Here is a 25314-nt window from a genome sequence, read left to right on the forward strand (position 1 = left end):
AATTGATGTTTCAAAGGCTGTCGCGCAGCCGATACCAGGCCTTGCCGATGGCTTCCAGTGGGGCGGCCAAATACTTTCCACCGGGAAAACTGCCGTTGGTCAAACCCTGGTACAACGCCAGCTCATCCGGCTGACCGAGGATCGCGTCGGACACGGCGCGCGCCCCGGCCAATGTCGGCAGCACGCCATGCCCTGAGTAACCCTGTAACCAGTAGAGATCGCCACGTCGACCGATGTCAGGTGTGCGCTTGAGGGTCAGATCGATGTGTCCTCCCCAGGCAAAGTCCAGTTCGACGCCCCTGAGCTGGGGAAACACGCGTTCCAGATAGGGCCGTGTCGCAGCAGCGATGTCCTTCGGCATGCCGCCCAGATAAGTGCAACCACCGCCGAACAGCAGGCGGTTGTCCGGCGTACGGCGGAAATAATCGAGGACAAACTGGTTGTCGGTGACGCACACATTGCTCGGTAGCAGCGCGGTCGCCTGTTGCACCGAAAGTGGCGCGGTGGCCACCTGATAAGTGCCAACCGGTAACACACAACTCGACAGCTTCGGATCAAGCCGATCAAGGTAGGCGTTGCACGCCAGCACCAGCACATCGGCGCGAATGCGACCACGTTCAGTGGTGACCACGTAACGATCGCCGTCTTCGCGATAACTCAATGCCTTGCTCTGTTCATGAATACGTCCACCGGCCTGTTCAATCGCGGCGGCCAGGCCGAGCGCCAGTTTCAGCGGATTCAAATGCCCGCCTTCAGGATCGAACAGGCCTGCCTGGTAACGCTCACTGGCGACCCAATCAGGCAGCGCCTCGCGCGCGATGAACTGCAAACCATCGTGACCCCACTTGTGGCTGGCCTCGTGTTGCCATTCTGTCAGCAGACTCACCCGACGCGGCATCACCGACGTCCAGAGGTGGCCGGGCCGATAGTCACAATCGAAACCATGGCGGCCAGGCAAGTCTCGCAACTCCCGGGCAGCCCAACGCATGCTGTCCCATAACCGGCGCGCACGCTCATAACCCAGCGCCGCCTCCAACGGCGGCATGTCACACGACCAACCGAGAATGGCCTGACCGCCATTGCGCCCCGAGGCAGCCCAGGCCACCCGACTGGCTTCCAGCAACGTCACACGCTTACCGGCCAGGGCCAGACGCAACGCCGTATGCAACCCACTGAAGCCGGCCCCGATGATCAACACCTCGGTGTCCTGCTCGCCCTCAAGGACAGCTCGATCCACCAAGCGATCCGCGCAGGTGTGGGCGTAATAGCTGGCAACGTGCTGGGTAGATTGCTGGAACATACGGCCTCATGAAATTTTATATTTATAATTTCATGAAAAAATACACGTTAAATTTCACGACGACAACCGCTCAAGGCACAAAAAAATCCCGCCCAGGAAACCCTGGCGGGATTTTTTCTCAGCGGCAGCGTTATCAAAGCAGCACTACCTGGGTTTCAGGCGACAGGAATCATCGGGCCGGACGAAAAGCGCCAGCGTAATTATGCGCAGGTGGACAACTGGATAAGCGATCGTAGGGAAAAGAAAATCAGTGCGAGCACGCCCCCAATCAATTTGCGCATAACGCTTCCTTATCCCGAAAAAAGGGGAAGGTAGCGTGTCGCTGCCCCGACATCCATCCGTCGCACTGAACTCAGCAAGGGGCGTTTTGATCGCCGGGATTGGGATACGACCTCTCGTTCAGATAAGTCATCCATCTTTCGTACGCTTCATGCTGCCATTGAGTGACCCGCTCCCATTCCGGGCCGCTCAACTGATGTGCAGAAATCAGTTTCATCATTTCCGTGGTGGCCGCGTCCAGATCAACGATCAGCTCATGGGCATGAAATCTAAAGTCATCAGTCGCCGTCATTTGAAGTTGCCTCGCCCTAGCAAAAATTCACTACCTCACTACGACATCAAATCTGCGGGTTCGCGTTCATTTTCCCGACAAAAGGTTGCGTCAACGGTCAGACGAACAAAACGCCCTGGCCCGGGAAATGGGACTAAAATTTCGTAGCGGAGATTGGCAGGAGGTCATCATGTGGCTTAACGAATCTGAAAATGAACTTCGGCGTGACCTGCAAGGTCTTGCGTCGGATTTGAGATGGTCAGCCGTAGAACTTTTACGCATCGCAGAGCAACTACGCCTGGCTGGCAATGACGTGGATGCGCAAGCGACCCTGAAGCTGTGCGAGTTGTTTCAGGGAGATGAAGAACGACTGAAGGGGTATGCCGAGGAAGTGAAAGCCAAAATCATCACTCGAACGAAAGCTCAATAGCAGGAGCATTGCCATGCACAAGCCTCTATGCGCGCTGGTCGTTGTACTGGCCGCGTCGGGTGGCTGCAGCACCGAATCGCGTGTCTATAGGGATCAGCCGCTGGTCGCAAAGGTCGAGACCGGCATGACCAAGGATCAAGTCCAGCAGATTGGCGGCCAGCCTTTATCCATAACGGATCGCACCGTTGAGCCTGGCACTTGCTTTGATTACAAGCTGAAACAGGCCGGCCATCAGCAAACGTACAACGTCAGTTTCGATGGCAGGGGCAAGGTCGACCATAAAAGCTTCATGACCTGCGCGGAATGGAGTAACGCGCAGCAAAAAGCCCGAGAACCCTCCCGCAGCACCGGTGGTGGCGGCGGTTATTAGCCTGGGACCTCAGCGCCCAGCAAAGAAAAGCCCCGGCGAACCGGGGCTTCAAGCGCGTTATTTATCTGATTTCTGGCTGCGTGCAGGCCGACTTGCCCTGGCCTTGTAGCCGGGAAGCGCAGCCGCAAAAGCCAGTGCTTCCTCTCTACTGCCAAAGGCTCCAAGCCGGTCACCTTTGGTGCACACCCGCCACGGGCCGTTGTTCACGCTGAGTACGTCATAACCATTCATGTGCATTTTGGTCAGCATCGGAACGCTCATAGTCACCTCCATTTCGGCAGTGATGATCCTGAATTCACTTGAATACCTTACACCCGACCTTCCATGAAGTGCCAACCAGACGTCGCGCCAGGATTTCGGCACCCGGTTGCACTTTCAGCCTCGTCCACCACTCCAACCATTGAGACAGACATCTCGGCGCGAATATTGCATTTTTATGACTGTTTTATGACAAACAGCAATCAGGTAACACATGAAAGTACGCGCGACCGTCATTTGCGAGCAGGACCGGCACATTCTCCTGGTGCGCAAGCCTAGGAGTCGCTGGATGCTGCCCGGCGGAAAGGTTGAGCGAGGTGAAGCCATTGCCGACGCCGCCACGCGAGAGCTTGAGGAAGAGACTGGGCTTGGGGTCGACGGGATGCTGTACCTGATGGAGTTGCAAACGGGCAGCACCCGACACCATGTGTACGAGGCCTCAGTGGCGAACGCGGATGAGGCCCGCCCGCAAAACGAAATTTTCGATTGCATCTGGTATCCGCTGGATGCGGTCCAGAACCTGAACACAAGCGACGCGACGCTCAGAATCATCAAAGCGTTTCAGCGTCGCCTGTAAGGTTCTCTATCCTGCGGCCAACGCCGTCGCGGCCTTATCGATGAACGCTGCAATCTCGACCGGCATCGAAGCCAGGGACGCATGGCTGGCGTTCAGGGTCAGGATCTCCCTGGCGTTCAGCCGCCCCGCCATCCATTGCTGATTTTGCGGTGCGATCATCCTGTCATCCGCAGAAACCTGATACCACGACGGCTTCTTCTTCCACGCCACCGTGGTAATGGTGTCGCCGAAGGTGGTAGCCAGCGGCGCTTTCTGGGTGATGCCCATCACCAACCCTTCGGTCGCGGGCAGGTCCTGGCAGAAGCTTTCGTGATAGAGCTCAGGTTTGACCCACAAATAACCGTCGCTGTCGGGAGCCAGGTTGGCCGCCGCAGCGGGTGGATGCCGTTGCGTGATGCCGCCGGGACTTTCACCGGCGTCCGGCGCGAAGGCAGCGATGTACACCAGCCCCACCACGTTCGGCTGATCGCCGGCCTCGGTGATCACCGCGCCGCCATAGGAATGCCCCACCAACAACACAGGTCCCGACACTTGAGCGACCATCTTGCGCGTGCGCTCTGCATCGTCTGCCAATGAAGTCAGCGGCATCTCCACCGCGCGGATGTTCGTAATGCCCTTGTGAATCAACTCGGCGATGACCTTGTTCCAGTGGGCAGCGCCGCCCCAAAAACCATGGACCAGCACGATCGTGGGTTTGTCGCTCATTGCGATGACTCCGATTGAGGATGGGGTTGTTGGCAAGTCGCGTCAGCCCTGGTCGCCGCCACCGACCGGCATGATCATGCCGGTGATATAAGACGCTTCGTCGCTGGCCAGAAACAGGATAGCGCTTGCCTGCTCATCCAGCGTGCCATAGCGCTTCATCAAACTGCTGTCGAGCGTCTGGTCGACAATCTGCTGATACCAGACCTTCTCTTGCTCGCTCTGATCGGCGCTGTTGCGTGGAATGACCCGCGGCGGCGCTTCGGTACCACCGGGCGCGGTGGCATTGACCCGAATCCCGCGACCGGCGGTTTCGAAGGCCAGGCACGCGGTCAGCGCGTTGACCCCACCCTTCGCCGCACCGTACGGCACACGATTGACACTGCGCGTGGCGATGGACGAAACATTGACGATGGCGCCACTGCCCTGCTCAAGCATGAACGGCAGCGCGGCATGACAGCACCACAGCGTCGGGAACAGCGAACGGCGCACTTCGGCCTCGATCTGCGACGTTTCGTAATGCTCAAAAGGCTTGGTCCAGATCGTCCCGCCGACATTATTGACCAGCACATCCAGACGCCCGAAACGCTCGACGGCGGTTTGCATGACGCGGCTGCACTCGCTGTATTGCTCAAGATCGGCGGTCAGCGCGAGCACCTGGCTGCCCTGCCCCAATTGCTGCTGAACTTCGAACACCCGCTCGGAGCAATCGACCAGAATCAACCGCGCCCCTTCCGCCGCCATGCGCTCGGCAACGCGCCGACCGATGCCTTGGGCTGCGCCGGTGATCAGCGCGACTTTTTCGTGGAACCTGTTCATGTCTCTCTCCCACAACAGCGCGGCTCAGGCCGCGCTGGCGGCAAATTTCTCGTAGTAAAAGTTTGTCGGTGCGATGCCTTTTTCGCGGATGAACTGGCTGACCGCTTCGACCATCGGCGGCGGGCCGCACAGGTAGACATCGACGTCACCTTCGTTCAAATGCTGCGGCTCGATGTGCTGGGTCACGTAGCCCTTGAGCGGGTGCTGACTATCCGGGTTGGCGACGCAGGCACTGAAGCTGAAGTTCGGGATTCGCGCGGCAAAGGCTTCGAGTCGATCCATTTCCACCAGATCGAAATCGTTGGTCACGCCGTAGATCAAATGCAGCGGATGTTCACTGCCCTGCTCGGCGATTTTTTCCAGCATCGCGGTGAACGGTGCCAGCCCCGTACCGCCGGCCAGCAGCAACAACGGACGGCGAATGTCGCGCAGGTAGAAACTGCCCAACGGCCCGGCCAGGCTCATGCTGTCGCCGGCTTTGGCCATGCCGGTGAGGAAGCTGCTCATCAAGCCACCGGGCACGTTGCGGATCAGGAAACTGACCTCGCCATCGCGCTGCAACGAGCTGAACGAATAGGCGCGGGTCTGCTCGCTGCCGGGAATCCCCAGGTTCACGTATTGCCCCGGCAGGAACGCCAGTTTGCTCAGGGCTTCGCCCTTGATCGACAGCGCGATGGTGCTGTCGGACAACTGCCGCACGGCACTGATGGTCGCGTCGTAGCTGGCCTGACGGGTGCGGCACACCTCGGATGAGGTCGGCACGCGCACCACGCAATCGCTCTGGGCGCGCATCTGGCAGGTCAGGACAAAACCTTGCTCGGCCTCTTCCGCGCTGAGCGCATCTTCGATGTACTCTTCGCCCAAATCATAACGGCCGGCCTCGGCGAAGCACTTGCAGGTACCGCAGGCGCCGTCGCGGCAATCCAGTGGAATATTGATGCCCTGGCGATACGCGGCATCGGCCACGGTTTCGCCGACATTGGCGTCGATGAATCGGGTGACGCCGTCTTCGAAATTGAATGCGATGGAATGAGTCATGACCGCTGCCTCACAGGTGGTAGACATCGATGACCTGGCGAACGTAATCGTTCTTCAGGATCACTTTCTTGGCCTTGATCAGCGGGTTTTCACCGCGCACATCGAGGGTGTAGAAACTGCTGCCGAAATAGCTGTCGACGGTCTTGTAGCGAAAGCTCAGGGTGTGCCAGTTGAAGCGCACGTTGCACAAGCCATCGGCCTGTTCAAGCAGCTCGATGTTGCTGATGTTGTGCGAGGTGCGGGTGTCCGGCATGGTGGCGCTGGAACGCTCGGTCTTGATGCGGAAGACGCGGTCTTCCAGGCCGGTGCGGTTGCCGTACCAGATCAGCGAGATTTCCCGTTGCGGGTCTTCGGTCAACTCGTCGTTGTCGTCCCAGGATGGCATCCAGTACGTCGCGTCCGGGGCGTACAACTCCAGCCAATCGTCCCACTGCCGGTCGTCGAGGTAGCGCGCTTCGCGGTAGAGAAAATCACGCACGGCGTCATAGGTGATGGTCATTGCACGGCCTCCACAGGAATCAGTTCGGACTGCTCGGCGGCCAAGGCCTTGAGCATGGTCTGCTGCCAATACTTGTGTTGCAGCACGAACAGGCCTTCGTCTTCGGTGCGCACTCCGCTGAGCAGCGGATGCAGGTCTATTTCCTTGGCCGCCTCATCAGCGCCTTCGATCCAGTGTTCAGCGCCACGGGACATGTCGTTCCACGTCGTGACGCTGCCCTGATAACTGGTCTGGCAGGAACGAAACTCTTCCAAATCATCCGGGGTAGCCATGCCGCTGACGTTGAAGAAGTCTTCGTACTGACGAATCCGGCTCGAACGGGCGTGGTCGCTTTCGCCTTTGGGGGCGATGCAGTAAATGGTGATTTCCGTGCGGTTGACCGAGATTGGCCTGGCGATACGGATCTGCGAACTGAACTGGTCCATCAGGTACACGTTCGGGTACAGGCACAGGTTGCGCGAGTTCTCGATCATCCAGTCGGCGCGAGCCTTGCCGAAGTCCTGGGCCAATTCATCACGACGCTCGTACAGCGGGCGATCTTCAGGGTTGGCCCAACGGGTCCAGAGCAGCATATGGCCCTTGTCGAAGGAGTAGAAACCACCGCCCTGCTTGGCCCAACTGCCGGCACTCATGGTCGGGTTGCAATCGCCGGCTTCGCGCTGCTTGCGCTGGTTCTGGGTGGCGGCGTAGTTCCAGTGCACGGAGCTGACGTGATAACCGTCGGCGCCGTTTTCGGCGGTGAGCTTCCAGTTGCCTTCGTAGATGTAGCTGGAGGAACCGCGCAGCACGTCCAGGCCATCGACGGACTGGTCGACGATCATGTCGATGATCTTCGCCGACTCGCCCAGGTGTTCAACCAATGGCACGACATCGGCCTTGAGGCTACCAAACAGGAAACCGCGATATGACTCGAAACGCGCGACTTTGGTCAGGTCGTGGGAGCCTTCGCAGTTGAAGCTCGCCGGGTAGCCCGCTTCGGCCGGATCCTTGACCTTGAGCAGCTTGCCGGAGTTGTTGAAGGTCCAGCCGTGGAATGGGCAGGTGTACGAACTTTTGTTGCCGGACTTGTGCCGGCACAGCGTCGCGCCGCGATGGCTGCAGGCGTTGAGGAACGCATTGAGCTCACCGTCCTTGTTGCGCGCGATGAAAATCGACTGGCGCCCCATGGTGGTGGTGTAGAAGTCGTTTTTGTTGGGGATCTGGCTTTCGTGGGCCAGGTACAGCCAGTTGCCTTCGAAGATGTGCTGCATCTCGAGATCGAACAGCCGCGGGTCGGTGAACATCTCGCGCTTGCAGCGGTAGATGCCTTGTTCTGGATCGTCCTCAAGCAGGGATTGAAGATATTCGGGTCGCAGGGTCATGGCCGCCGCCTCCATTGTTATTGTTCAGGCAAGGCTCATGCTAGGACGGGGCAATGGGGTGGACTATCCGCTGGGTGCAGACCTTTATCCGTTTAGTGCAGAACGCATTTTCGGAATCGGACTACATAACTGCTTACAACTTCTGCCATAGACTGCCCGCCTGACTACAAGGAGTGGTTTCTATGGCTAATCACGGTTACATGACCCTAAACGGAAAAGCCCAAGGATTGATTTCAGCGGGTTGCTCAACCCAAGACTCTATCGGCAACAAGTATCAGGTAGCGCACACCGATGAAATCATGGTGCTGTCCTACAGCCACAACATCACTAATATCGGGAACATCAAAAAGTCGACGCATAGCCCGATCATCATCACAAAGGCCGTCGATAAATCATCACCGCTGCTTGCTCAAGCGCTTTCAAACAGAGAAGAAATCAACTGCACGATCAGTTTCTATCGCGTGTCGGCTTTTGGCATGCAGGAAAAGTTTTATACCGTGTCGATCAATGGCGGAGTTATTGCCGACCTGACGCTTGAAATGCCTCATGCCATTTTTCAAAACGACGCCGAGCCTCAGGAACAGGTGGCTATTCGTTACCGCGACATTACCTGGACCCACCACCTGGCAAAAACCGCGGGTTACAGTTCGTGGGGCGATGAAGGATGAGTCCGAATCGTCATGAGTATTGGGACGTCAACAGTGCCGCGGGCAAACTGGTGGGGCAAGCTCGCACTCTTGCTACTCGTCATCTTGCGCAAGGTATGTTGCGTGAGCGGTTCAATCGGGAAGTCGCCTTCTATGCAAAACGCGTTGCGGACGATGTTGCGCAGGGCAACAAAACGCCGGAGCAAGGCTTGCAGGCGCTTGTGCAAGAACAACGAGACCTGCTTAGCCAATCGCAAGCCGTTAGGCGAAAAGCTCAGGGCGCGATCAATGAACGGGTTAAAAGAATCCCGAACTCAACGCTCACACAGCCTTCATTAAAACCTGACCCGGAACGCTTATTGCGCTTTGTCCATGCTCAAAGCCTCGAGTCGACGACCGCGAATTCGCCCGACGCATTGAGGGCAACCTCCTCGCCACATCCAGTCTCGGACTTGAAGTTTTTTCCTCAAGAGCAATGGCCTGCGGCCGTCCCACAAGAAGAACCAGGGTTCTACGTCGTCCCCAGGAGCACGACCGCTGACAAACTGGAAGCTCAGCTTTTCACTTCAGCCTCCCCCGCCGTCATCGCCAAATTCAAGGCCCTGAATCCGAATCTGGATCAGGTGAAAGCCGGGACGATGATTGTTCTCAGCGATCCGAACAATCATCTATGTACCTTCGAAGAAGCGCAGTTGATGCAAGCGGCGGGTAATGTAAATAAAGCCCTGGAGCCTCTCAGTTCAGAGGAAGCCGATTTCATGGCGCGTCACTATGACGAAATAGCCTTCTTTCTTTCCAAGGGTTCAGTCGGTGCCAGCTTCGGACTGTCCATGTTCGCGAAGAACCTGGACGACGTGAAGGTCATTCTGCGTGACATCGAGAGTTTGCATACACGAACTTTTCAAGCCAATGGCCACCTCAACTCCGCCGAGTTTTATGCGGAACGCAAACGCCTGCTGGCTCAGTTGAATACCCAACTCACCAAACTGACAAAAAAGAGCATTGGTTTTCCGGATCATCCCAATCTGAATGCCGTATTGGGTATATCGACTAAAAGTCTTGTTCATCGCTGGAGAAAAGCCGGGGCTGTTGGACAGATTCCTGGTTATGCCACGCATATTGAAGGCGTTTCTAAAGCGGCGAAGTATGTCAAGTATGGCGGTTGGATTGGTACTGCGGTGGGTGGTGGAGCGTCAGTTATCAAGGTTCAGGGAGTTTGTGCGGAAGGGAATGCAGAGGCATGTAAGAAGGTGAAATTTACCGAAGCTGGTGGTTTTTCCGGCGGAGTGGCAGGCGGAGCCATGGCTTCAGCAGCAATTACCGGCTCGACTATAGGTTGGGTCTGCGCAGCACTTTCCGTACCGACTGGCGGGACAGCTGCTCTTGTATGCGGTCTAGTGGTAGTCGGTGTCGGTTCTATTGTCGGAGGCGTCGGTGGAGGCAAAGGGGGAGAGTTAATTGGAGAGAAAATTTATGAGATCACTAAATGAGCGCCGAGACCGTTGATTTATTAATTGCCTGCATCGGACTAATCTATTTTGCAGCTGCATTAGTTTGGATAGGCGTCGCATTACACATGGCCTACACAAAGATGGATATGATGCTAGATCTTTATAAAAACTGTAAGGCGATCATGGTCCGAGCACCTCTCAGACACGGTGGCCCATGGGGAAATTTAATGCTCATAGGAGGTATTTCTGGAATTGTAACCTTCCCCAACTTTTATCTAAAAAGAGGAGAGTTAAGTTTAGAAGACTTGAAAAACACTCCGACTAGCTTGAGGCGTAAACTGGCCATTTTGCAGTGGAGCGTATGGGGCCTTTTATTAGTAATGTCGGGATTCGCGATCATAGCTATATTCGACCTTGCTTGAACATACGATTGGGTCTGCGCGGGCTTAGCAATCCCGACTGGAGGAACGGCCACTCTCGCATGCGGCCTGATAGTAGTCGGGGCAGGTTCTTTTGCAGGTGGGTTTTTAGGGGGGGATAGGGGAGAAGCATTAGGCGAATTAATATATGAGAATACAAATGGACAGCATTGAAATAGTTATCGGTTATTCATCCGGGGTGGTGATTATCGCGATGTTTATTTGGATCGTCGTAATGCTACATGTGGCATACACAAAAATGGATTTTATCCTGGATCATTTGAAAAACTGCTCAGCCATCACGGTTCGTACTCCGCTCAGGCACGGTGGTCCGTGGGGGAACTTGATGCTTGTAGGAGGAATTTCAGGAATTATCACGTTCCCCGGATTCTATCTCAAAAGGGGCGAACTAAGCCCAGAAGACTTGCAAGCCTTCCCTCGCGTACTAAAACGTAAGTTAATAATTATGCACTGGAGCGCACTGGGGCTTCTCGCAGCACTAGTTTTACTTGTACTGATTGGAAACTCCGGACTGCTCTATTGTTCGGCGAGTCTATTTTGTAGATAAAAAAATCCACGAGATCATTAAATGAGCATAAGCACCGCTGACAAAATATTTCTTTGTGTCGGTTTAATTGACTTTGTGGGCATATTCATAATAATCGGCATATCACTCCACCTTGCCTATACAAAAATGGATGTGATGCTAAATCACCTGCAAAATTGCCCCGCAGTTATGATTCGAGCACCGCTCAGGAACGGCGGACCTTGGGGGAATATGTTTTTACTGGGCGCCATAATGGGAGTAATGACTACACCTCGCCTTTACCTACGCGATGGAGGTGCCAGCGCGGAGGACTTGAAGAACTTCCCTGCTGTCTTAAGGCGAAAGCTGATTGTTTTACAGTGGACCGGCTGGGGATTTTTACTCGTAATGTTTGGCCTTGTCGCAGCCGCTGAGCTTGAACTAGTCTGAAAAAATCTTTATCCCTTTTGCAGGCAAATCAGTTTGGATAACCGGTGGATGGGCTAACTTCGAGAGGCCCGTGAAGCCTCCCTGCATCTCAATCCCGCCGCTTCAGCGTATCCGACGGCAACTCCCCAAACTGCTTACGGTAGTTATCGGAAAACCGTCCCAAATGCAGAAATCCATAATCCATCGCCACTTCCGTGACATTACGCACGTTGCACGTCGGGTCACTCAGGCAGGCGTTGATGCGCTCAAGGCGTTTTTGCCGGATGTAGTTTTTCGGTGTGGTGCCGGCGTTGCGTTCGAACAATCCATACAGCGACCGCAGACTCATCCGCGCCTGACGCGCCAGTTCTTCGCTGTCGATGTCCTGTTTGAGGTGGCCCGCGATGTAGTCGGCAATCACCTCGAACGTGGCCGTCTGTGAGCCGAGACTGATCCGGCTGACGTTGGTCTTCATCAGGCTGAGCATCTTGCTGACGATGATCTGCGCGTAGTGCTCCTGCACCTTGGGAATCTGTTCGGTGGCCTCGGCCTCCTGGCAAATCATCGCCAGCAGAGCGACAAAGCCTTCCAGTTCATTGAGTTGATATCGGTTTTCCAGAAACCGCACGCCCTGCCCCGGATACCGCCAGCGCTGTTCATCGCATACGGATTCCAGCAACTGGGTGGGGACTTTGAGGATGAATTTTTCGCAATCGTCGGAATACGTCAGGTCCACCGGATCATCGGGATTGATCAGCAGCAACTCGCCGGGTGCGAAGTAGTGTTCCTGGCCATGGCCGCGCCACAGGCAGTTGCCGCGCAGCAGCACTTGCAGGTGATAGATGCTTTCCAGCGCACCGGAAGTGACGCGCACGCTGCCGCCGTAACTGATGCGGCACAGGTCGAGGCTGGCAAACTTGCGGTGATTGAGGCTGGCCAACGGTCGCCCGGCCCGGGGCATCAGAATGCAATGGTTACCGACATGCTGATTGACGTACCCCGACACCGCGTAAGGGTCGGCGTGGTCGAATACGGTGCTGCGCTGACTCAACAGTTGCGCTTGCATCATCGGGTCACTCTCATTGTTGTTATAGGTTGCGTCGGGGCATTCTAGAACAGTGTGCGCAACGGTGTGTCAGTAGGCCGACGTGCTGCCAGCCGGTTAACCGAAACCCGTGTGGGAGCGGGCTGTGGCGAGGGGATTTAGCGAAACGTCGCACCGCCCCGTTGGGTGGCGCAGCCGCCCCAAAATCTTGGGCCTGCTTCGCAGTCCAGCGGGGATAAATCCCCTCGCCACAGCCGCTCCCACAAGGTCGGGTTCGATCACATCACTCTGTCAGTCCTCGAGCGCGCGGACCCGCTCGTGGCGTTGCTGCTCGTCGGGTTGCGCGGAAGTCTGCAAGGTGAAATCGAAGTCGATTTCGGCAAAACGACCGCTGACACCGTGCGCCGCTGCGCGCTGTGGATCGTCGCTGAAGGTGATTTTGGCAATCAACTCGTCACGGGTGGCATAGGCGAAATCGTCGTGCAGGTATTGATCGCCATCGAGGTTGATCTGGGTGGTCAGGTGACGATGATCCGGCGCGGAAATGAAGAAGTGAATGTGCGCCGGCCGTTGACCATGACGGCCCAGTTGATCGAGCAGTTGCTGGGTCGGACCGTCCGGCGGGCAGCCATAGCCCGACGGCACGATGCTGCGAAAGCGATAACGACCCTCGGCATCGGTGACGATACGGCGACGCAGGTTGAACTCCGATTGAGCGGTATCGAAGTAGGAGTAAGTGCCGCCGGTGTTGGCGTGCCAGACATCCACCACCGCACCGGCCAACGGTTCGCCGGCGGTGTTCTTGACCTGGCCCTGCATGAACAGCACCACACCCGGATCGATGCCGTCATCCAGTCGCGCTTCGCCTTCCGACAGCGGCGCACCCGCCACGTACAGCGGGCCTTCGATGGTCCGCGGTGTGCCGCCAGCCTTGCCTGCCTGTTCATCTTCAGCGTCCATCAACAGGTCGAGATAATGTTCGAGACCGAGCCCGGCCACCACCAACCCGGCCTCTTGACGCGCACCCAGCACGTTGAGGTAGTTGACGGCTTTCCAGAACTCTTCCGGGGTCACGGCCAGGTCTTCGATGATGTTCACCGAATCGCGCAGGATGCGGTAAACCAGGGCCTTGACCCGCGGGTCGCCGGCGTCGTTGTGCAGGCCGCTGGCCTCTTCGAGAAACTTCTGGACGCTGGCAGTGTGGGAAATCTTGACGTTCATTTTGGTGGGTTCCTCATCTTGTAATTATTAGCGTAGCGAACTGAACAGGCTGGGTTCAGCGGTCATCTTCGCGAATGGAAGAAGGATGCCGGCACATCGCATCGACCTCGATCGCCATGTATGGAAACAGCGGTAATTGCATGAGTAAGTCGTGCAGTTCCTGCACGCTGTCGACGTCGAAAACGCTGTAATTGGCATAGTGCCCGGCGATGCGCCACAGGTGACGCCACTTGCCTTGCTCTTGCAGGCGCTGGGCCAGGGCTTTTTCGTCAGCCTTCAGCTTCGCGGCTGCTTCGGGATTCATATCGACCGGCAGGTTCACGGTCATTTTTACGTGGAACAGCATAATGCTCTCCTCAGGCTTGATGAATGGCAGTGGACGTTTTGTCACGACGGAAGAACGCCAGACGTTCTTCATCGAGGTTCAGGCCCAGCCCCGGTGTTTTCGGCACGTGCAGCTCAAAATCGCGATAGACCAGCGGCTCGCTGAGAATGTCTTCAGTCAGCAGCAATGGACCGAACAACTCGGTATCCCACGCCAGCTTATTCAGCGTGACAAACGCATGGGCCGAGGCCAGGGTGCCGATGCCACCTTCGAGCATGGTGCCGCCATACAGGCCGATACCGGCCGCTTCGGCAATCGCAGCGGTTCGCAACACGGCGCGCGGGCCGCCGTTCTTGGCGATTTTCAGGGCGAACACCGAGGCTGCACCTTCACGAGCCAGGTTGAAGGCGTCTTCCACGCACTCGATGGATTCGTCGGCCATGATTGGCGCCGGGCTCATGGCATTCAGGCGCGCCATGCCGGAGCGGTTGTTGCGCGAGATCGGCTGTTCGATCAGGTCGATGCCGTTGGTTCCCAGGATCCGACAGGCGCGCAGCGCGACCGCTTCATCCCAGGCCTGATTGACATCGACCCGCACACTGGCGCGGTCGCCCAAGGCTTTCTTGATTGCAATGACGTGAGCCAGGTCGCGGTTGACTTCGCCGGCACCGATTTTCAGTTTGAAGATCCGATGGCGGCGCAGGTCGAGCATTTTTTCCGCTTCGGCGATGTCCTTGCCGGTGTCGCCACTGGCCAGGGTCCACGCCACTGGCAGGGCATCGCGAACGCGGCCGCCCAGCAACTCGCTGACCGGCAGCCCAAGGCGTTTGCCCTGAGCGTCGAGCAAAGCGGTTTCGATACCTGATTTAGCGAACGTGTTGCCCCGGATGCTGCGCTCCAGGCGCAACATCGCGGCATTCACGTTGGCGCTGTCCTGGCCCAGCAGCAGCGGCGCGAAGTGTTTGTCGATGTTGGTCTTGATGCTGTCAGGGCTTTCGTTGCCGTAGGCCAGGCCACCGATGGTGGTGGATTCGCCAATACCTTCAATGCCGTCGGCACAGCGCACGCGAATGATCACCAGGGTCTGGTTCTGCATGGTGTGCATCGCCAGCTTGTGCGGGCGGATGGTCGGCAGATCGACGATGATCGTCTCGATCGATTCAATGGCTGTTGCAAGCATGTCGATACCTGTCAGGTTCTTAAAGTTCTGGAACCGATTCTGGTACGGCTTTTTTCGGGAAGCCAATATAGAATTGGTCTGACTTGATACCTTTAAGGTATGCAACCGATTTGCGACTGGAGGCCCCATGGAACTGCGTCACCTGCGGTATTTTCAGGTGTTGGCTCAAACCCTCAATTTCACCCGTGCCGCCGAACTGCTGCACATCGCCCAGCCGCCACTGAGCCGGCAGATGCAGCAACTGGAGGATGAACTCGGGGTGTTGTTGCTGGAACGCGGGCGGCCGCTGAAGCTGACCGATGCCGGGCGGTTTTTCCATGAGCACTCCACCGCCCTGCTCGAGCAATTGAGCAAGGTGTGCGACAACACGCGACGGATCGGTCTGGGCGAAAAGACCTGGCTGGGCATCGGTTTTGCCCCGTCGACGCTCTACGGCGTGCTGCCGGAACTGATTCGCCGTTTGCGCAGCGGCGAGCCCCTGGAGCTTGAACTGGGGCTCTCGGAAATGACCACGCTGCAACAAGTGCAGGCGCTCAAGGCCGGGCGCATCGATATCGGTTTCGGCCGAATTCGCATCGACGACCCGGCGATCATCCAGACTGTATTGACCGAAGACCGACTGGTCGCCGCCCTGCCCGCCGGTCACCCATTACTGGCCGGGCCGATCAGCCTTCGCGAATTGGCAAAAGAACCCTTCGTGCTGTACCCCGGCAACCCGCGCCCGAGCTACGCCGACCATGTGATCGCGTTGTTCGAGTCCTATGGCGTGAGCATCCATGTGGCGCAATGGACCAACGAGCTGCAAACAGCCATCGGTCTGGTGGGAGCGGGAATCGGCGTCACCCTGGTGCCGGCCTCGGTGCAGTTGCTGCACCGCGACGACATTGGTTTCACGCCGTTGCTGGAAGACAACGCGACCTCGCCGATCATTCTCAGCAGACGCGTGGGCGACGTATCGCCGGGGTTGAATCATTGTTTGCAGATGATTGATGAACTGCAACCGCGGGCCTGATCCGCAATGCGACCTGCTTCAGCCGGCAAAGGCCCGGCGACCGGCGCGCATCTCGATGCGCAACTCGCCAATCAGATTGGCGATAGCGCGAATGCTGGTCAGCCGTTCGGGTGATACACCGGTAATCAACAGAACAATGCGCCCGGTGGCGGGTTCGTAGACTTTGATCCGTAACGTTCCGTCGGGATTCACTGTGCAGGCGCAGGAAAGCGGTTGAAAACCGGACTCGACAATGCGGCAAAGCTCAGGAACTGAAACCATGACTGGCGCCTCCGTGGCTGGTAATCGGATCCAACTTGCTCAGCATAGATGGGCTTTTCCCATCCTGCGCCCGCCAATGCTCAAAATAAGTGTTAGCTGTTTCTCACTTTGGCGACCTTTCAGTGAGAATCCGCACCCCAGATCCAATTCCAGAGCCCCGGTAACTCAACCGGCTGCGAACTGTCGCGAACAGTACGCGCCATGGCGGCCCGTTGCAGCGCTGCCGTGTCGTCGTAAAACGGCTTTTCCGCGGTTTTCACACCGGTCGCCTGTGCGCTGTCGAGGAGGATTTGAAGGTACTCCCGCGTATGCCGGGCGGTATAGCGATTGAGATCGTGGAACGTCACCACCACCGGAATCACCCCGTCCACCACCGGTAACTCGCCACGGGCGATGCGCTCACGCACTTCGGACATTGTGCGCAAGAAGTGGGCCCGCCGCCGGGGGCTGGCGTTGAAGCCCCAGATCTTGCCGTCATTGGCGCTCAAGTCGGTCAGCAGCACATGCAGGCCGTGTTGCTGATAGGCCGCGAAGGTGCGCTTGTCGTAGTTCCAGAATGGCGGGCGCACCAGGGTCGGTGGCGCACCAGTGATCGCAGCGATGTCGGCGCTGCCGTTGGTGAGGGACTGTTCCAGTTCTTGCGGATCCAGGGATCGATGATTGGTGTGCCCGGGCGTGGCCGTGTGGAAGCCCAGGATCTGACCTTCGGCCTGTTCGCGATGCATGACCTGGCGCCCTATTTCACTGCCGCCCGCCCGTGAGGCACGGGTCTGCACGAAGAACACCGCTTTGAGGTTCGGCTGCACCGGGTTCGTCGTCAGACTGTCGAGCACCGTCATCGTCGGATTCCAGAAACTCGAGGCGCTGGGACCGTCGTCGAAGGTCAGCAGAAAACGGATCGGTGGTTGCGCGCTCAGACGCTGTTCGGTCTGCGGCGTCATTTCGATGGGTGAAGCGATGCACCCCACCAGCCCTGTGGCGATGATGAGTGCAGAGAGAACCTTGACCAGCCGTTTCATGTTTTGCCCATTTATCCTTCGTCGGCCCCGCAGGTCGCTGCGGGCCGAGGTTGGATCAGGGTACACAGGGTTTGGTTCCAGTGCTGCCCGGCATCGTGGGTTACTGGGCAAACGCCTGCTGAAACGAGCTGTCGATAATTGGCGCAGTCGCCAACGCAGCCGGTAGCGCTTTTACCTTGAACAGGAAGTCCGCGGTGCTTTGCAGATCCTTTGCTGCCAGCGCATCCACCGGGCCAACGGTCATGTGAGCCTGGCGCAACCAATGGCGCGAAACGTTCTGGTCAAGGTTGGCTTTCTTCGCCCAGAGATCGGCGTACTCGTCGGTGTGGTTGTCGACCCAGGCCCGGGCCTTTTTCAGTCGCACCAGAAAGTCGGCAATGGCTTCGCGTTTGCTGTCGATCGACGGCGTCGAGGCGGCGATGGCGCTCAGGCCGGGCATCAGGTTCTTGGCGGTGAGGATCGGCCTGGCGCCGGAGAACAGAATCTGCTGGGAGATGTAAGGTTCCCAGACCGGGAAAGCGTCGATGCTGCCCTGAGGCAACGCGGCGGCAGCATCGATCGGCATCAGTTTGATGAGGTCGACATAGTCTTCCGGCAGGTCGGCTTTTTCCAGGGCGCGCAGGGTCAGTTGCTGGCTCCAGGCACCGGGCCAGTAAGCGACTTTCTTACCCTTCAGATCGGCGATGGTTTTGACCGGCGAATCCTTGGGCACCAGCAAGGCGATGGTGTCGGGGTTCTGTCGCGACACACCGATCAGTTTCACCGGCGCCTGTTTGGCGGCGAGGAACAGAAACCCCGAATCGCCGAGAAAACCCAGATCCAGCGCACCGGTATTCAGCGCTTCAGCCAGCGGCGCGGCGGCCTGAAAGTGCTTCCAGTCGACGGTATACGGCGCGTCTTTCAGCACGCCCGATGCCTCCACCGAAGCGCGAACGTTGTAGTAGTTCTGATCACCGACATGCAAAACAACGGGCTCGGCGGCGTACGCCAATGGGGCGGCGAACAGTGCGCTGGTCAGCAGACTACGCACGAATCGGGACAGGTTCATCGGAGGCTCCTTGAGGGTTATTGCGATAGACCATAACGCTCTTACAAGAAGCTTTTTAAATTCGATTAATGCATAAGCTCATGACCCGCAGCGAACAGTGTTTGCCTGGTAACAGGGACTGAACAGACTGTTTCCTCCTGAACAGAGCTGCGCGCATCAAAGCGCAGCAATTGGGTATTACACACATTCGTTGGAATGCGATCTGATTTAATAATCGCCCAATGAAAAAGCCCCACATTGATAGCGCGGGGCTTTTTTGTATGTGCAGCGCGGTCAAGGTTTCAGCGGACGTTCCTGGTCGCGATCTGACAGCTCTTTACCGTCGTCGGGGTGCTTCCAGTCCGGCGTCGAACGCCGTTGCCGCTCAATCTCTTCTTCCGTGGGTTCGTCATCCACATCTTCATCCGGATACGGACGCTTTGGATCATTAGCCATGCTCACCTCTCTTCCTGTAGGGGTCCTCTTTAAGCGTAGAACAATTTCGACGGAAACGACTTAGAGCCACCAACGCAGCAAAAAGAAGAACCCCATGCTCAACAACATGCTGAGCAACGTATTACGGGTGTAAAGCACCAGCCCCACCGCCACCAGCGAACTGATCAGGTACGGATTGTCCCACTGCAGATTCAGCTGTTTATCCGGCATGAACACGATCGGCCCACAGATCGCCGTCAGCATGCCCGGCACCGCAAACCCCAGGAACTGCCGCGCATTGCTGCTCAAGCGCACGGGCAGCCGCGGCTCCAGAAACACATAGCGGTTGAGGAATACCAATAGCCCCATGCCGAAAATCACCGCCCAGACCATCATGTGCGTCCACCGTAGAATTTGTTGCAGATAAAGCCTGCGGTCATGCCCGCCAACCCCGACAGCACCAGCGCCGAGCCCCATTGCCAGTAGCTGAACAGCACCGAGCAGAACAACGACACCGCCACGCACACCACGGTCGGCACGTTTCGCACCACCGGGGTGATCAGGGCGATAAAGGTCGCCGCGATGGAGAAGTCCAGTCCCAGATGTTCCAGCCCCGGAATGCTGCTGCCCAGCACGATGCCGGCCAGGGTGAAGAGGTTCCAGGCGATGTAGAACGTCAGGCCGACACCCAGCGCGTACCAGCGGTTGAACTGTTGTTTGTCATGCGCACTGGTCAGGGCGAACAGCTCGTCGGTGAGCAAAAAACCGAGCCCCACACGCCAGCGCCCCGGCAATGGCGAAATCACCGAACGCATGCTCATCCCGTAGAGCAAATGCTGGGAGGTCAGCAGCAGCGTGGTCAGCAGAATCGAAAAGATCCCCGCACCGCCCTTGAGCATGCCGATCGCCACCAGTTGCGCGGCTCCGGCGAATACGATGCTCGACAACCCCTGGCCTTGCAGGGGCGTGAGATTGGCCTCGATGGCCATGGAACCGGCCAGAAGTCCCCAGGGCGCGGTCGCCAGGGACAACGGCATGATCGCCACAGCGCCGCGAAGAAAGGCATTGCGCGGCATGAGTGAATTGGACATAACGCTCTACAACCAGGGAAAGACCTCAGACTGTGCCAGCAGTCATGGTCGCTGGCTTGAACAATCTTGCGCACTTGTGCCGCGAATTTGTTCCGCGAACTTGTTCCACTCATCGGCTGCACGCTTGATTCACTACAGTAGTAGCAACATGATGGCGCAGTTTTTTCATCTTTGAGATCCGGCCCCCCTCATGAGCGCAATCGAAAGCGACAGCGACAGCGACGTCTACAAAACCCTGCTTGAGTCGACCAAAGCAATCCCATGGCGGATCGACTGGAAGACCATGACCTTCAGCTACATCGGTCCGCAGATCGAGCGCTTGCTGGGCTGGAAGCAGGACAGTTGGGTGGGGGTCAATGACTGGGTCGAGCGCATGCACCCGGATGATCGCGACTACGTGGTGGAGTTCTGCGTCTCGCAATCGCGGGCGGGTGTGGATCACGAGGCGGACTATCGAGCGCTGACCCGCGACGGCGACTACGTGTGGATCCGCGATGTGGTGCACGTGGTGCGCAAGGACGGTGAAGTGGAAGCGCTGGTGGGTTTCATGTTCGACATCAGTGAGCGCAAGAAAACCGAAGAACACTTGAGTCGCCTGCAAAAGCAACTCGAAGAGTATTCGTTCCAGGACGGACTGACCGGCATCGCCAACCGGCGCATGTTCGACACCGTACTGGAACGGGAATGGAGCAACGCTCAACGCACAGGATCACCGTTGTCGCTGCTGATCCTGGATATTGATTACTTCAAACAGTTCAACGACCACTACGGGCACATCAAGGGTGATGAATGCTTGCGGCGTGTCGCTCAGACCTTGTCCCTGGCGGCCAACCGGCCACGGGATTTCATCGCGCGGATCGGCGGTGAAGAGTTCGTCTGGCTGCTGCCGGAAACCGACGCCGAATCCGCAAGGCTGGTGGCAAATAAATGCCTGCACCTGGTTCGCCAGCAGCACATCCCCCACGAGTTTTCTGCGGTATCGAAGCGGCTGAGCCTGAGCCTGGGTGTCGGCACCACCACGGCATCGCTGCACGCGACGGCGCTGGAATTCGTCGAACAGGTGGACAAGTTGCTCTACAAGGCCAAGCACAACGGCAGGATGCGTGCGGAGCTCGCTGATTTTCGCGATTGACGAAAGGCGTGTCGCAGCGCCGAACAGCAGCAATCGATAGAGCACCAGCGGCCCGCCCGAGTACCATGGAGCCATTCGCATAACGCGTCAGGGAGTCGACATGCTTTACCGAATCGCCGCCGACGGGCTGGTCCTGTTCCACCTGTTGTTCATTCTGTTCGTGCTGTTCGGCGGGCTGCTGGTGCTCAAATGGCGCCCCCTGATCTGGTGGCACCTGCCTGCGGCTGTGTGGGGCGTGTCGGTGGAAGTCTTCCACCTGAACTGCCCGCTGACACAGTGGGAAAACCTCATGCGCGACGCGGCCGGGCAAACCGGTTACAGCGGCGGTTTCATCGAACATTACGTGTGGCCGGTCATTTACCCGGCAGGCCTGACACCGGCAATTCAGCTGGGACTGGGCAGCGTGGTGCTGGCGATCAACGTGCTGGTCTACTTTAGATTGATCAGGCTGTGGAGGTTACGTCGGGCCACCTGAACCCGATTCAAGGATTGCGCCCATGTTATCGATTAAAGGTCTCACCTGGCTGGAAGCCATCCGGGCAGTTGGCAGCCTTGTTTGAATTCAATTGGCAATGACGCTCATGTTCCGGCCACTGGCCTTGGCCACGTAGAGCGCCTTGTCGGCGGCGCCCACCAGGTCGTTGGGCTGGGCTTGTGACGCCGGATTGTAAGCGGCGACCCCCAGGCTGACCGTCACCGTGCCTTCAGCCCCTTCACTGTGCCGGATGCCGGCCAGCTGAACCGCGCGACGGATTTTTTCCGCCACCAGAAACGCTCCCACGTAGTCGGTCCCCGGCAGTACCACCGCAAACTCTTCGCCGCCATAGCGGGCAGCCAGGTCGCCGGGGCGCTTGATGTTGTCCCTGATGATCGTGCTGATGTTGCGTAAACACTCATCGCCGGCCACATGGCCGTAAAGATCATTGAAGCTTTTGAAGTGATCGACATCGATCATCAGTAGCGCGAGGTGGGTCTGGTTGCGCCTGGCGCGGCCCATTTCGGCGAGGATGAACAGATCGAACTGACGCCGGTTGGACAGCCCGGTCAGTGCGTCCTCCAGCGCCAGCAACTCAAGACTGCGGTTGACCTCGATGAGTTTTTCCTGCGCATCCAGCAATACGCCCTGCACGTGATTTTGCTGCTTCATGAGGCGAATGAGGCGATAACCGAGGACGCCCAGAAACCCCAGGAACAACGCGACGATCCCGGCACTCAGCAGTACCTCCTTACGCCAGGCGGCCAGGACTTCATCTTTATTCAGCGCCGCAAAGATGATCAGCGGATAACCGTCGACCCTGCGAAAACCGACCACCCGCTCGACCCCATCCACATAGGACGGGACCGTTGCCGTGCCTGAATCGCCCTTGGGCAACAGTTGCGTAAACAGCGGCCCCTTGGCGACGCTGGTGCCGATTTCAGTTTCTTTGAACGGCCGGCGAACGACGATGGTGGCGTCGTCGGCGATCAGGTTGATCACGCCGTTATGGCCCATGTCGATGCTGTCGTAGAGCCCGAGGAAATGGTTGAGATAAATCGTTGCCAACGCCACACCGGCAAACCGGCCATCCGGATGATTGACGCGACGGGACACCGTCATGATCCATTCACCGCTCGAACGGCTCTTGATCGAAGGGCCGATGTGGGGACCGCGGTCGGGATGATCGCGATGGAAGATGAAATATTCACGATCGGAGTTGTTGGCATCGGGCACCACGGCGCCGTTGGAATTGGCAACCCAGCGCCCTTCTTCGTCAAAGATAAACAAGCCATGGAGCTGGCTCAACTCACTGCGCTGGGTCTTGAGCAACCGCTCCAGCCGGGGTACCCGGGACGGATCGATGCCGTCGTTTTCGAGACGATCCACCAGGGTCAACAGCAACGTATCGGCTTGCTTGATCGACGCCTGCGCTTGCGAGGCCAGCGTCTGAGCCAGGTTGGCCATCGCCACTTCTTTGTCGTGCAGATGGTACTGGCGCGAGTTCCAGGCTTCCCAAATCACGATAGCCGTCATGGACAGGCACACCGCGACCAGCAGAATCACCGCAGAACGAACCTTGAGTGTGACCCCGGTTTGCTCGGCGACCCAAGACACGCCATGGCGGGATTGTTCGATTTGGTTGTTAACGGACGGATGACCCATGACGCTCCCTGAATATTGATCACAGGGCGAATCTTCCCGTTCGCCCTTTTTATGACCCCTGACGGGTACGAGCCGCCTGGTGGAGGCGACTATGCCTCATCAAACACCGGATAGGTTGATCTACGCGAGAAGTATTCGCACGATTGTCTCGACAAACGGCGTAATGCTGTTCACTTGGGGGTGTTGGGGGTAGCCATTTCATTAGCGACTCCCTTTTGCAGACGCCCAAAAGGAAGAAAAACGCTTTGCCCCTCCATTCGGTGCCTCGCCTAGGCTCGGCATGCCGTAACGAAGGCATTGCTCCGGGAAAGGGGCAGCAGATCAAAATCAAAAGCCAAAGCAACGGCAACGGCAACGGCAACGGCAACGGCAACGGCAACGGCAAGATCAACAGCTTCGCGAGCAAGCCCGCTCCCACATAAAGCAGATCGGCGTACAGCTTTTGCTTCTCACCACTCATCAGGCCGAGCGTTAGCTCGCCTTCAGCTTTTGATCTTGAGGTGTACGCCCCCTCGAGAGGCCGAGTGGAGGTTCTGCGCAGTGGGCAACCCGGCATGGATGCCGGGTTAGCCGCCCCCGGCCATGGATGGCCGATGGCGGCGGGCCCACGGAGCAGGACCGGAGCGAGGGCATGCCGAGCCACAGCGAGGCACCGAACGACAGGGGCAAGAGTCCTTGGTTACTTGGGGCTTTTCCAAGTGACCCGCCGTAAGGGCGGAACCCTAAGCCGCCGTTACCGCAACAATGGATATGTACTCCGACCAAAATCATAGGTCAGCGGTCAGTGCGCTTTCGCGAGCAAGCCCGCTCCCACAGTTTTGATTTTCGTTGGCCTTCAGGCCATCGTTTCCTGCCGGCTTTCATGCTGCCGAGCATCACTGGCAATCAACTGCCTGATCTGTTCAAACAACTCATCACTCTCTGCCTCAGTGCAATCCTCGCCATAACGCTTACGCAACCCATAATGGCTAAGAATCAAATGCACATCCGCATGCAGATCATGCTGCTTCAGGCAATTTTCAACACATTGCAACGGACACCCATCCAGCGCAAAAATCCGCCGCCCCGAGCGTGCCTTGTTGACTAGCGCCGCCACATGCCCGCCGACCCCGACGATGCAGGACATTTCCGCCAGGCCGCTGCGATCCAGTCGCACGGCCAGGGTGTTGGCCAGTTGGGCGACGTTGGAGCAGCCTGAGCAGGAGTAAATCAGGGGCAAGGTTGAATGGGACATGAGCGCTCTCCATGGGTGGACTTCTTCAGTGTGCAAGGCTGGTGGCATTGCGCATTGACTGCGGTCAATTCCGTCTATTGGAAGGCCGCGAGATCCTCTTCGGCGAGGATGCTGATGTTGCGCCGCTCCATCGCGATCAGGCCGCTGTCCACCAGGCGGTGCAAGATCCGCGAAAAGGTTTCCGGCTGGATACCCAGCTTCGAGGCCACCAGGCGTTTGGACACCTGCAACACAATCAGACCGCTGACCGGGTTGCGTTCCTGGAACAGAAAATTGATCACCCGCCGGCTCGCACTGGCCATGGTCAAGGTGTCGATGTCCCGCAGACGCAGGTGCAAGTGGACGCTCATGCTCGCGAGGATCGCCAGGCAGACTTTCGGCTGGTCCTCCAGGGCGTTGCGGTAATGGCTGCCCTCGATACTCACCAGCACGCTGTCCTTCAGCGCCGTGGCGCTCACCGGGTAGAGACGGGCCTGGCTGAACAGCAAGGCTTCGGCAAAGGTTTGGCCCGGCTGGATGATCTCCACCAGGTTTTCCTGACCTTCGCCGGTCAGCCGGTACAACTTGATCTGGCCGCTGACCAGCAGGAAAAAACGCTTGGCCGGATCGCCTTGGTGCATGAGTGTGCTGTGACAGGCCAGGCGCTTGAGCATCGCCAGGCCGCAGACTTCCTCGAAGATTTTCTCCGGTAACTGGCTGAACAGATGGTGACGACGCAACGATAAAACGATGGAAGGGTGGGTCAGCATGGCGTACCTCCGCTGACGCTCATAGTAGAGAGCGCCGGCCCGATGACCTATGCCTCTGCCGGCCTAC

Annotated in this window: 34 protein-coding genes; 13 read left to right on the forward strand and 21 right to left on the reverse strand. The window is 57.8% G+C overall.

From position 1 onward, the window contains the following. Window positions 1-10: 10 nt before the first annotated feature. Complete coding sequence (locus tag KW848_RS14130) at window positions 11-1300, reverse strand: FAD-binding oxidoreductase (RefSeq protein WP_218537213.1); 1290 nt, start codon at window positions 1298-1300, stop codon at window positions 11-13. An 8-nt stretch (window positions 1301-1308) separates the two neighbouring features. Here KW848_RS14130 and KW848_RS14135 point away from each other — a divergent pair, with 8 nt between their 5' ends. Continuing rightward, window positions 1309-1500: a hypothetical protein gene (locus KW848_RS14135; RefSeq protein ID WP_218537214.1), complete on the forward strand. Its 192-nt coding sequence runs from the start codon at window positions 1309-1311 to the stop codon at window positions 1498-1500. Between the two features lie 152 nt (window positions 1501-1652). Here KW848_RS14135 and KW848_RS14140 read toward each other — a convergent pair whose 3' ends face one another. Further along, the gene (locus KW848_RS14140) at window positions 1653-1871 is read right to left on the reverse strand and encodes a hypothetical protein (protein WP_008154569.1); all 219 of its coding nucleotides are present in this window, start codon (window positions 1869-1871) and stop codon (window positions 1653-1655) included. Window positions 1872-2040: 169 nt separating this feature from the next. Between KW848_RS14140 and KW848_RS14145 the strand changes: the two genes are divergently transcribed. Continuing rightward, window positions 2041-2280 (forward strand): hypothetical protein, encoded by a 240-nt coding sequence (locus KW848_RS14145; RefSeq protein ID WP_033057722.1) that lies wholly within the window; start codon window positions 2041-2043, stop codon window positions 2278-2280. Window positions 2281-2293: 13 nt separating this feature from the next. Further along, window positions 2294-2650, forward strand: coding sequence for an osmotically-inducible lipoprotein OsmE (osmE, locus tag KW848_RS14150; protein WP_218537215.1), 357 nt, complete (start codon window positions 2294-2296; stop codon window positions 2648-2650). A 57-nt stretch (window positions 2651-2707) separates the two neighbouring features. Here the strand turns inward: osmE and KW848_RS14155 are convergent, their stop codons facing one another. Next, a complete protein-coding gene (locus KW848_RS14155) occupies window positions 2708-2911 on the reverse strand; it encodes a DUF2188 domain-containing protein (RefSeq protein ID WP_111452175.1) in 204 nt (67 codons plus the stop codon). A gap of 211 nt (window positions 2912-3122) precedes the next feature. On the opposite strand from KW848_RS14155, the gene KW848_RS14160 reads away from it, so the two are divergent. Further along, window positions 3123-3485 carry an NUDIX hydrolase gene (locus KW848_RS14160; RefSeq protein ID WP_134099629.1) on the forward strand — a complete coding sequence of 121 codons (363 nt, stop codon included), beginning with the start codon at window positions 3123-3125 and terminating at the stop codon, window positions 3483-3485. Window positions 3486-3491: 6 nt separating this feature from the next. Here KW848_RS14160 and KW848_RS14165 read toward each other — a convergent pair whose 3' ends face one another. From KW848_RS14165 to benA, 5 genes are read right to left on the reverse strand one after another with little or no spacing between them, the layout of a single operon-like run. Continuing rightward, on the reverse strand, window positions 3492-4190 hold the full coding sequence (locus KW848_RS14165; RefSeq protein ID WP_218537216.1) for an alpha/beta hydrolase: 699 nt from the start codon (window positions 4188-4190) through the stop codon (window positions 3492-3494). Window positions 4191-4232: 42 nt separating this feature from the next. Then, window positions 4233-5006 carry a 1,6-dihydroxycyclohexa-2,4-diene-1-carboxylate dehydrogenase gene (locus KW848_RS14170; RefSeq protein WP_218537217.1) on the reverse strand — a complete coding sequence of 258 codons (774 nt, stop codon included), beginning with the start codon at window positions 5004-5006 and terminating at the stop codon, window positions 4233-4235. 24 nt (window positions 5007-5030) lie between these two features. Beyond that, on the reverse strand, window positions 5031-6044 hold the full coding sequence (benC, locus tag KW848_RS14175) for a benzoate 1,2-dioxygenase electron transfer component BenC (protein WP_033057713.1): 1014 nt from the start codon (window positions 6042-6044) through the stop codon (window positions 5031-5033). 10 nt (window positions 6045-6054) lie between these two features. After that, a complete protein-coding gene (gene benB, locus KW848_RS14180) occupies window positions 6055-6543 on the reverse strand; it encodes a benzoate 1,2-dioxygenase small subunit (protein WP_218537218.1) in 489 nt (162 codons plus the stop codon). Further along, window positions 6540-7904, reverse strand: coding sequence for a benzoate 1,2-dioxygenase large subunit (benA, locus tag KW848_RS14185; protein WP_218537219.1), 1365 nt, complete (start codon window positions 7902-7904; stop codon window positions 6540-6542). The genes benB and benA overlap by 4 nt, the downstream gene beginning before the upstream one ends. 182 nt (window positions 7905-8086) lie before the next feature. Between benA and KW848_RS14190 the strand changes: the two genes are divergently transcribed. The 5 genes from KW848_RS14190 (at window position 8087) to KW848_RS14210 (ending at window position 11397) form a co-directional block, all read left to right on the forward strand. Next, entirely contained in the window at window positions 8087-8572 is a 486-nt protein-coding gene (locus KW848_RS14190; RefSeq protein WP_192407826.1) for an Hcp family type VI secretion system effector, read from the forward strand. Further along, the gene (locus KW848_RS14195) at window positions 8569-10041 is read left to right on the forward strand and encodes a hypothetical protein (RefSeq protein ID WP_218537220.1); all 1473 of its coding nucleotides are present in this window, start codon (window positions 8569-8571) and stop codon (window positions 10039-10041) included. The genes KW848_RS14190 and KW848_RS14195 overlap by 4 nt, the downstream gene beginning before the upstream one ends. Then, the gene (locus tag KW848_RS14200) at window positions 10038-10424 is read left to right on the forward strand and encodes a hypothetical protein (RefSeq protein ID WP_218537221.1); all 387 of its coding nucleotides are present in this window, start codon (window positions 10038-10040) and stop codon (window positions 10422-10424) included. The genes KW848_RS14195 and KW848_RS14200 overlap by 4 nt, the downstream gene beginning before the upstream one ends. 157 nt (window positions 10425-10581) lie before the next feature. Beyond that, window positions 10582-10989, forward strand: coding sequence for a hypothetical protein (locus KW848_RS14205; protein WP_218537222.1), 408 nt, complete (start codon window positions 10582-10584; stop codon window positions 10987-10989). A 21-nt stretch (window positions 10990-11010) separates the two neighbouring features. Next, window positions 11011-11397, forward strand: a complete 387-nt coding sequence (locus KW848_RS14210; protein ID WP_218537223.1) for a hypothetical protein — start codon at window positions 11011-11013, stop codon at window positions 11395-11397. A gap of 88 nt (window positions 11398-11485) precedes the next feature. Here the strand turns inward: KW848_RS14210 and KW848_RS14215 are convergent, their stop codons facing one another. From KW848_RS14215 to KW848_RS14230, 4 genes are all read right to left on the reverse strand, one after another. Further along, window positions 11486-12445, reverse strand: coding sequence for an AraC family transcriptional regulator (locus KW848_RS14215; RefSeq protein ID WP_305729600.1), 960 nt, complete (start codon window positions 12443-12445; stop codon window positions 11486-11488). Window positions 12446-12712: 267 nt separating this feature from the next. Next, window positions 12713-13642 carry a catechol 1,2-dioxygenase gene (gene catA / locus KW848_RS14220; RefSeq protein ID WP_111452163.1) on the reverse strand — a complete coding sequence of 310 codons (930 nt, stop codon included), beginning with the start codon at window positions 13640-13642 and terminating at the stop codon, window positions 12713-12715. A gap of 55 nt (window positions 13643-13697) precedes the next feature. Next, on the reverse strand, window positions 13698-13988 hold the full coding sequence (gene catC, locus KW848_RS14225; RefSeq protein WP_046047438.1) for a muconolactone Delta-isomerase: 291 nt from the start codon (window positions 13986-13988) through the stop codon (window positions 13698-13700). A gap of 10 nt (window positions 13989-13998) precedes the next feature. Beyond that, window positions 13999-15147: a muconate cycloisomerase family protein gene (locus tag KW848_RS14230; RefSeq protein ID WP_218537224.1), complete on the reverse strand. Its 1149-nt coding sequence runs from the start codon at window positions 15145-15147 to the stop codon at window positions 13999-14001. A 127-nt stretch (window positions 15148-15274) separates the two neighbouring features. Between KW848_RS14230 and KW848_RS14235 the strand changes: the two genes are divergently transcribed. Continuing rightward, window positions 15275-16159 (forward strand): LysR family transcriptional regulator, encoded by an 885-nt coding sequence (locus KW848_RS14235; RefSeq protein WP_008154539.1) that lies wholly within the window; start codon window positions 15275-15277, stop codon window positions 16157-16159. Window positions 16160-16177: 18 nt separating this feature from the next. On the opposite strand, the gene KW848_RS14240 is transcribed toward KW848_RS14235, so the two are convergent. The 6 genes from KW848_RS14240 to KW848_RS14265 form a co-directional block, all read right to left on the reverse strand. Next, entirely contained in the window at window positions 16178-16420 is a 243-nt protein-coding gene (locus KW848_RS14240) for a DUF1652 domain-containing protein (protein ID WP_111452160.1), read from the reverse strand. Between the two features lie 119 nt (window positions 16421-16539). Further along, entirely contained in the window at window positions 16540-17439 is a 900-nt protein-coding gene (locus KW848_RS14245) for a polysaccharide deacetylase family protein (RefSeq protein WP_218537225.1), read from the reverse strand. Window positions 17440-17539: 100 nt separating this feature from the next. Continuing rightward, on the reverse strand, window positions 17540-18487 hold the full coding sequence (locus tag KW848_RS14250; RefSeq protein WP_218537226.1) for an ABC transporter substrate-binding protein: 948 nt from the start codon (window positions 18485-18487) through the stop codon (window positions 17540-17542). 273 nt (window positions 18488-18760) lie between these two features. Next, window positions 18761-18922: a hypothetical protein gene (locus KW848_RS14255; protein ID WP_008157331.1), complete on the reverse strand. Its 162-nt coding sequence runs from the start codon at window positions 18920-18922 to the stop codon at window positions 18761-18763. A 60-nt stretch (window positions 18923-18982) separates the two neighbouring features. Beyond that, window positions 18983-19294: an AzlD domain-containing protein gene (locus KW848_RS14260; RefSeq protein ID WP_165353329.1), complete on the reverse strand. Its 312-nt coding sequence runs from the start codon at window positions 19292-19294 to the stop codon at window positions 18983-18985. Continuing rightward, the gene (locus KW848_RS14265; RefSeq protein ID WP_111452156.1) at window positions 19294-19992 is read right to left on the reverse strand and encodes an AzlC family ABC transporter permease; all 699 of its coding nucleotides are present in this window, start codon (window positions 19990-19992) and stop codon (window positions 19294-19296) included. Before KW848_RS14265 ends, KW848_RS14260 begins: the two co-directional genes overlap by 1 nt. Before the next feature lie 190 nt (window positions 19993-20182). Here KW848_RS14265 and KW848_RS14270 point away from each other — a divergent pair, with 190 nt between their 5' ends. Further along, a complete protein-coding gene (locus KW848_RS14270; protein WP_218537227.1) occupies window positions 20183-21124 on the forward strand; it encodes a sensor domain-containing diguanylate cyclase in 942 nt (313 codons plus the stop codon). 100 nt (window positions 21125-21224) lie between these two features. Next, window positions 21225-21599: a DUF2784 domain-containing protein gene (locus KW848_RS14275; protein ID WP_192407804.1), complete on the forward strand. Its 375-nt coding sequence runs from the start codon at window positions 21225-21227 to the stop codon at window positions 21597-21599. Between the two features lie 87 nt (window positions 21600-21686). Here KW848_RS14275 and KW848_RS14280 read toward each other — a convergent pair whose 3' ends face one another. Then, the gene (locus KW848_RS14280) at window positions 21687-23264 is read right to left on the reverse strand and encodes a sensor domain-containing diguanylate cyclase (RefSeq protein ID WP_218537228.1); all 1578 of its coding nucleotides are present in this window, start codon (window positions 23262-23264) and stop codon (window positions 21687-21689) included. Window positions 23265-23479: 215 nt separating this feature from the next. Between KW848_RS14280 and KW848_RS14285 the strand changes: the two genes are divergently transcribed. Then, on the forward strand, window positions 23480-23686 hold the full coding sequence (locus KW848_RS14285) for a hypothetical protein (RefSeq protein WP_218537229.1): 207 nt from the start codon (window positions 23480-23482) through the stop codon (window positions 23684-23686). Window positions 23687-24099: 413 nt separating this feature from the next. On the opposite strand, the gene KW848_RS14290 is transcribed toward KW848_RS14285, so the two are convergent. Together KW848_RS14290 and KW848_RS14295 are read right to left on the reverse strand one after the other, a co-directional pair. Beyond that, on the reverse strand, window positions 24100-24498 hold the full coding sequence (locus KW848_RS14290) for a putative zinc-binding protein (protein ID WP_192408287.1): 399 nt from the start codon (window positions 24496-24498) through the stop codon (window positions 24100-24102). Window positions 24499-24572: 74 nt separating this feature from the next. After that, the gene (locus KW848_RS14295) at window positions 24573-25247 is read right to left on the reverse strand and encodes a Crp/Fnr family transcriptional regulator (RefSeq protein ID WP_218537230.1); all 675 of its coding nucleotides are present in this window, start codon (window positions 25245-25247) and stop codon (window positions 24573-24575) included. Window positions 25248-25314 lie beyond the last annotated feature (67 nt).

Origin of the sequence: Pseudomonas sp. PDM25 (assembly GCF_019219045.1) — a bacterium.
GTDB lineage: Bacteria > Pseudomonadota > Gammaproteobacteria > Pseudomonadales > Pseudomonadaceae > Aquipseudomonas.

Bases quoted from the DNA above. Each gene is read 5' to 3' on its own strand.
- KW848_RS14130 (WP_218537213.1), bottom strand. From the start codon at position 1,300: ATGTTCCAGCAATCTACCCAGCACGTTGCCAGCTATTACGCCCACACC.
- KW848_RS14135 (WP_218537214.1), top strand. From the start codon at position 1,309: ATGAAATTTTATATTTATAATTTCATGAAAAAATACACGTTAAATTTC.
- KW848_RS14140 (WP_008154569.1), bottom strand. From the start codon at position 1,871: ATGACGGCGACTGATGACTTTAGATTTCATGCCCATGAGCTGATCGTT.
- KW848_RS14145 (WP_033057722.1), top strand. From the start codon at position 2,041: ATGTGGCTTAACGAATCTGAAAATGAACTTCGGCGTGACCTGCAAGGT.
- osmE (WP_218537215.1), top strand. From the start codon at position 2,294: ATGCACAAGCCTCTATGCGCGCTGGTCGTTGTACTGGCCGCGTCGGGT.
- KW848_RS14155 (WP_111452175.1), bottom strand. From the start codon at position 2,911: ATGAGCGTTCCGATGCTGACCAAAATGCACATGAATGGTTATGACGTA.
- KW848_RS14160 (WP_134099629.1), top strand. From the start codon at position 3,123: ATGAAAGTACGCGCGACCGTCATTTGCGAGCAGGACCGGCACATTCTC.
- KW848_RS14165 (WP_218537216.1), bottom strand. From the start codon at position 4,190: ATGAGCGACAAACCCACGATCGTGCTGGTCCATGGTTTTTGGGGCGGC.
- KW848_RS14170 (WP_218537217.1), bottom strand. From the start codon at position 5,006: ATGAACAGGTTCCACGAAAAAGTCGCGCTGATCACCGGCGCAGCCCAA.
- benC (WP_033057713.1), bottom strand. From the start codon at position 6,044: ATGACTCATTCCATCGCATTCAATTTCGAAGACGGCGTCACCCGATTC.
- benB (WP_218537218.1), bottom strand. From the start codon at position 6,543: ATGACCATCACCTATGACGCCGTGCGTGATTTTCTCTACCGCGAAGCG.
- benA (WP_218537219.1), bottom strand. From the start codon at position 7,904: ATGACCCTGCGACCCGAATATCTTCAATCCCTGCTTGAGGACGATCCA.
- KW848_RS14190 (WP_192407826.1), top strand. From the start codon at position 8,087: ATGGCTAATCACGGTTACATGACCCTAAACGGAAAAGCCCAAGGATTG.
- KW848_RS14195 (WP_218537220.1), top strand. From the start codon at position 8,569: ATGAGTCCGAATCGTCATGAGTATTGGGACGTCAACAGTGCCGCGGGC.
- KW848_RS14200 (WP_218537221.1), top strand. From the start codon at position 10,038: ATGAGCGCCGAGACCGTTGATTTATTAATTGCCTGCATCGGACTAATC.
- KW848_RS14205 (WP_218537222.1), top strand. From the start codon at position 10,582: ATGGACAGCATTGAAATAGTTATCGGTTATTCATCCGGGGTGGTGATT.
- KW848_RS14210 (WP_218537223.1), top strand. From the start codon at position 11,011: ATGAGCATAAGCACCGCTGACAAAATATTTCTTTGTGTCGGTTTAATT.
- KW848_RS14215 (WP_305729600.1), bottom strand. From the start codon at position 12,445: ATGATGCAAGCGCAACTGTTGAGTCAGCGCAGCACCGTATTCGACCAC.
- catA (WP_111452163.1), bottom strand. From the start codon at position 13,642: ATGAACGTCAAGATTTCCCACACTGCCAGCGTCCAGAAGTTTCTCGAA.
- catC (WP_046047438.1), bottom strand. From the start codon at position 13,988: ATGCTGTTCCACGTAAAAATGACCGTGAACCTGCCGGTCGATATGAAT.
- KW848_RS14230 (WP_218537224.1), bottom strand. From the start codon at position 15,147: ATGCTTGCAACAGCCATTGAATCGATCGAGACGATCATCGTCGATCTG.
- KW848_RS14235 (WP_008154539.1), top strand. From the start codon at position 15,275: ATGGAACTGCGTCACCTGCGGTATTTTCAGGTGTTGGCTCAAACCCTC.
- KW848_RS14240 (WP_111452160.1), bottom strand. From the start codon at position 16,420: ATGGTTTCAGTTCCTGAGCTTTGCCGCATTGTCGAGTCCGGTTTTCAA.
- KW848_RS14245 (WP_218537225.1), bottom strand. From the start codon at position 17,439: ATGAAACGGCTGGTCAAGGTTCTCTCTGCACTCATCATCGCCACAGGG.
- KW848_RS14250 (WP_218537226.1), bottom strand. From the start codon at position 18,487: ATGAACCTGTCCCGATTCGTGCGTAGTCTGCTGACCAGCGCACTGTTC.
- KW848_RS14255 (WP_008157331.1), bottom strand. From the start codon at position 18,922: ATGGCTAATGATCCAAAGCGTCCGTATCCGGATGAAGATGTGGATGAC.
- KW848_RS14260 (WP_165353329.1), bottom strand. From the start codon at position 19,294: ATGGTCTGGGCGGTGATTTTCGGCATGGGGCTATTGGTATTCCTCAAC.
- KW848_RS14265 (WP_111452156.1), bottom strand. From the start codon at position 19,992: ATGTCCAATTCACTCATGCCGCGCAATGCCTTTCTTCGCGGCGCTGTG.
- KW848_RS14270 (WP_218537227.1), top strand. From the start codon at position 20,183: ATGAGCGCAATCGAAAGCGACAGCGACAGCGACGTCTACAAAACCCTG.
- KW848_RS14275 (WP_192407804.1), top strand. From the start codon at position 21,225: ATGCTTTACCGAATCGCCGCCGACGGGCTGGTCCTGTTCCACCTGTTG.
- KW848_RS14280 (WP_218537228.1), bottom strand. From the start codon at position 23,264: ATGGGTCATCCGTCCGTTAACAACCAAATCGAACAATCCCGCCATGGC.
- KW848_RS14290 (WP_192408287.1), bottom strand. From the start codon at position 24,498: ATGTCCCATTCAACCTTGCCCCTGATTTACTCCTGCTCAGGCTGCTCC.
- KW848_RS14295 (WP_218537230.1), bottom strand. From the start codon at position 25,247: ATGCTGACCCACCCTTCCATCGTTTTATCGTTGCGTCGTCACCATCTG.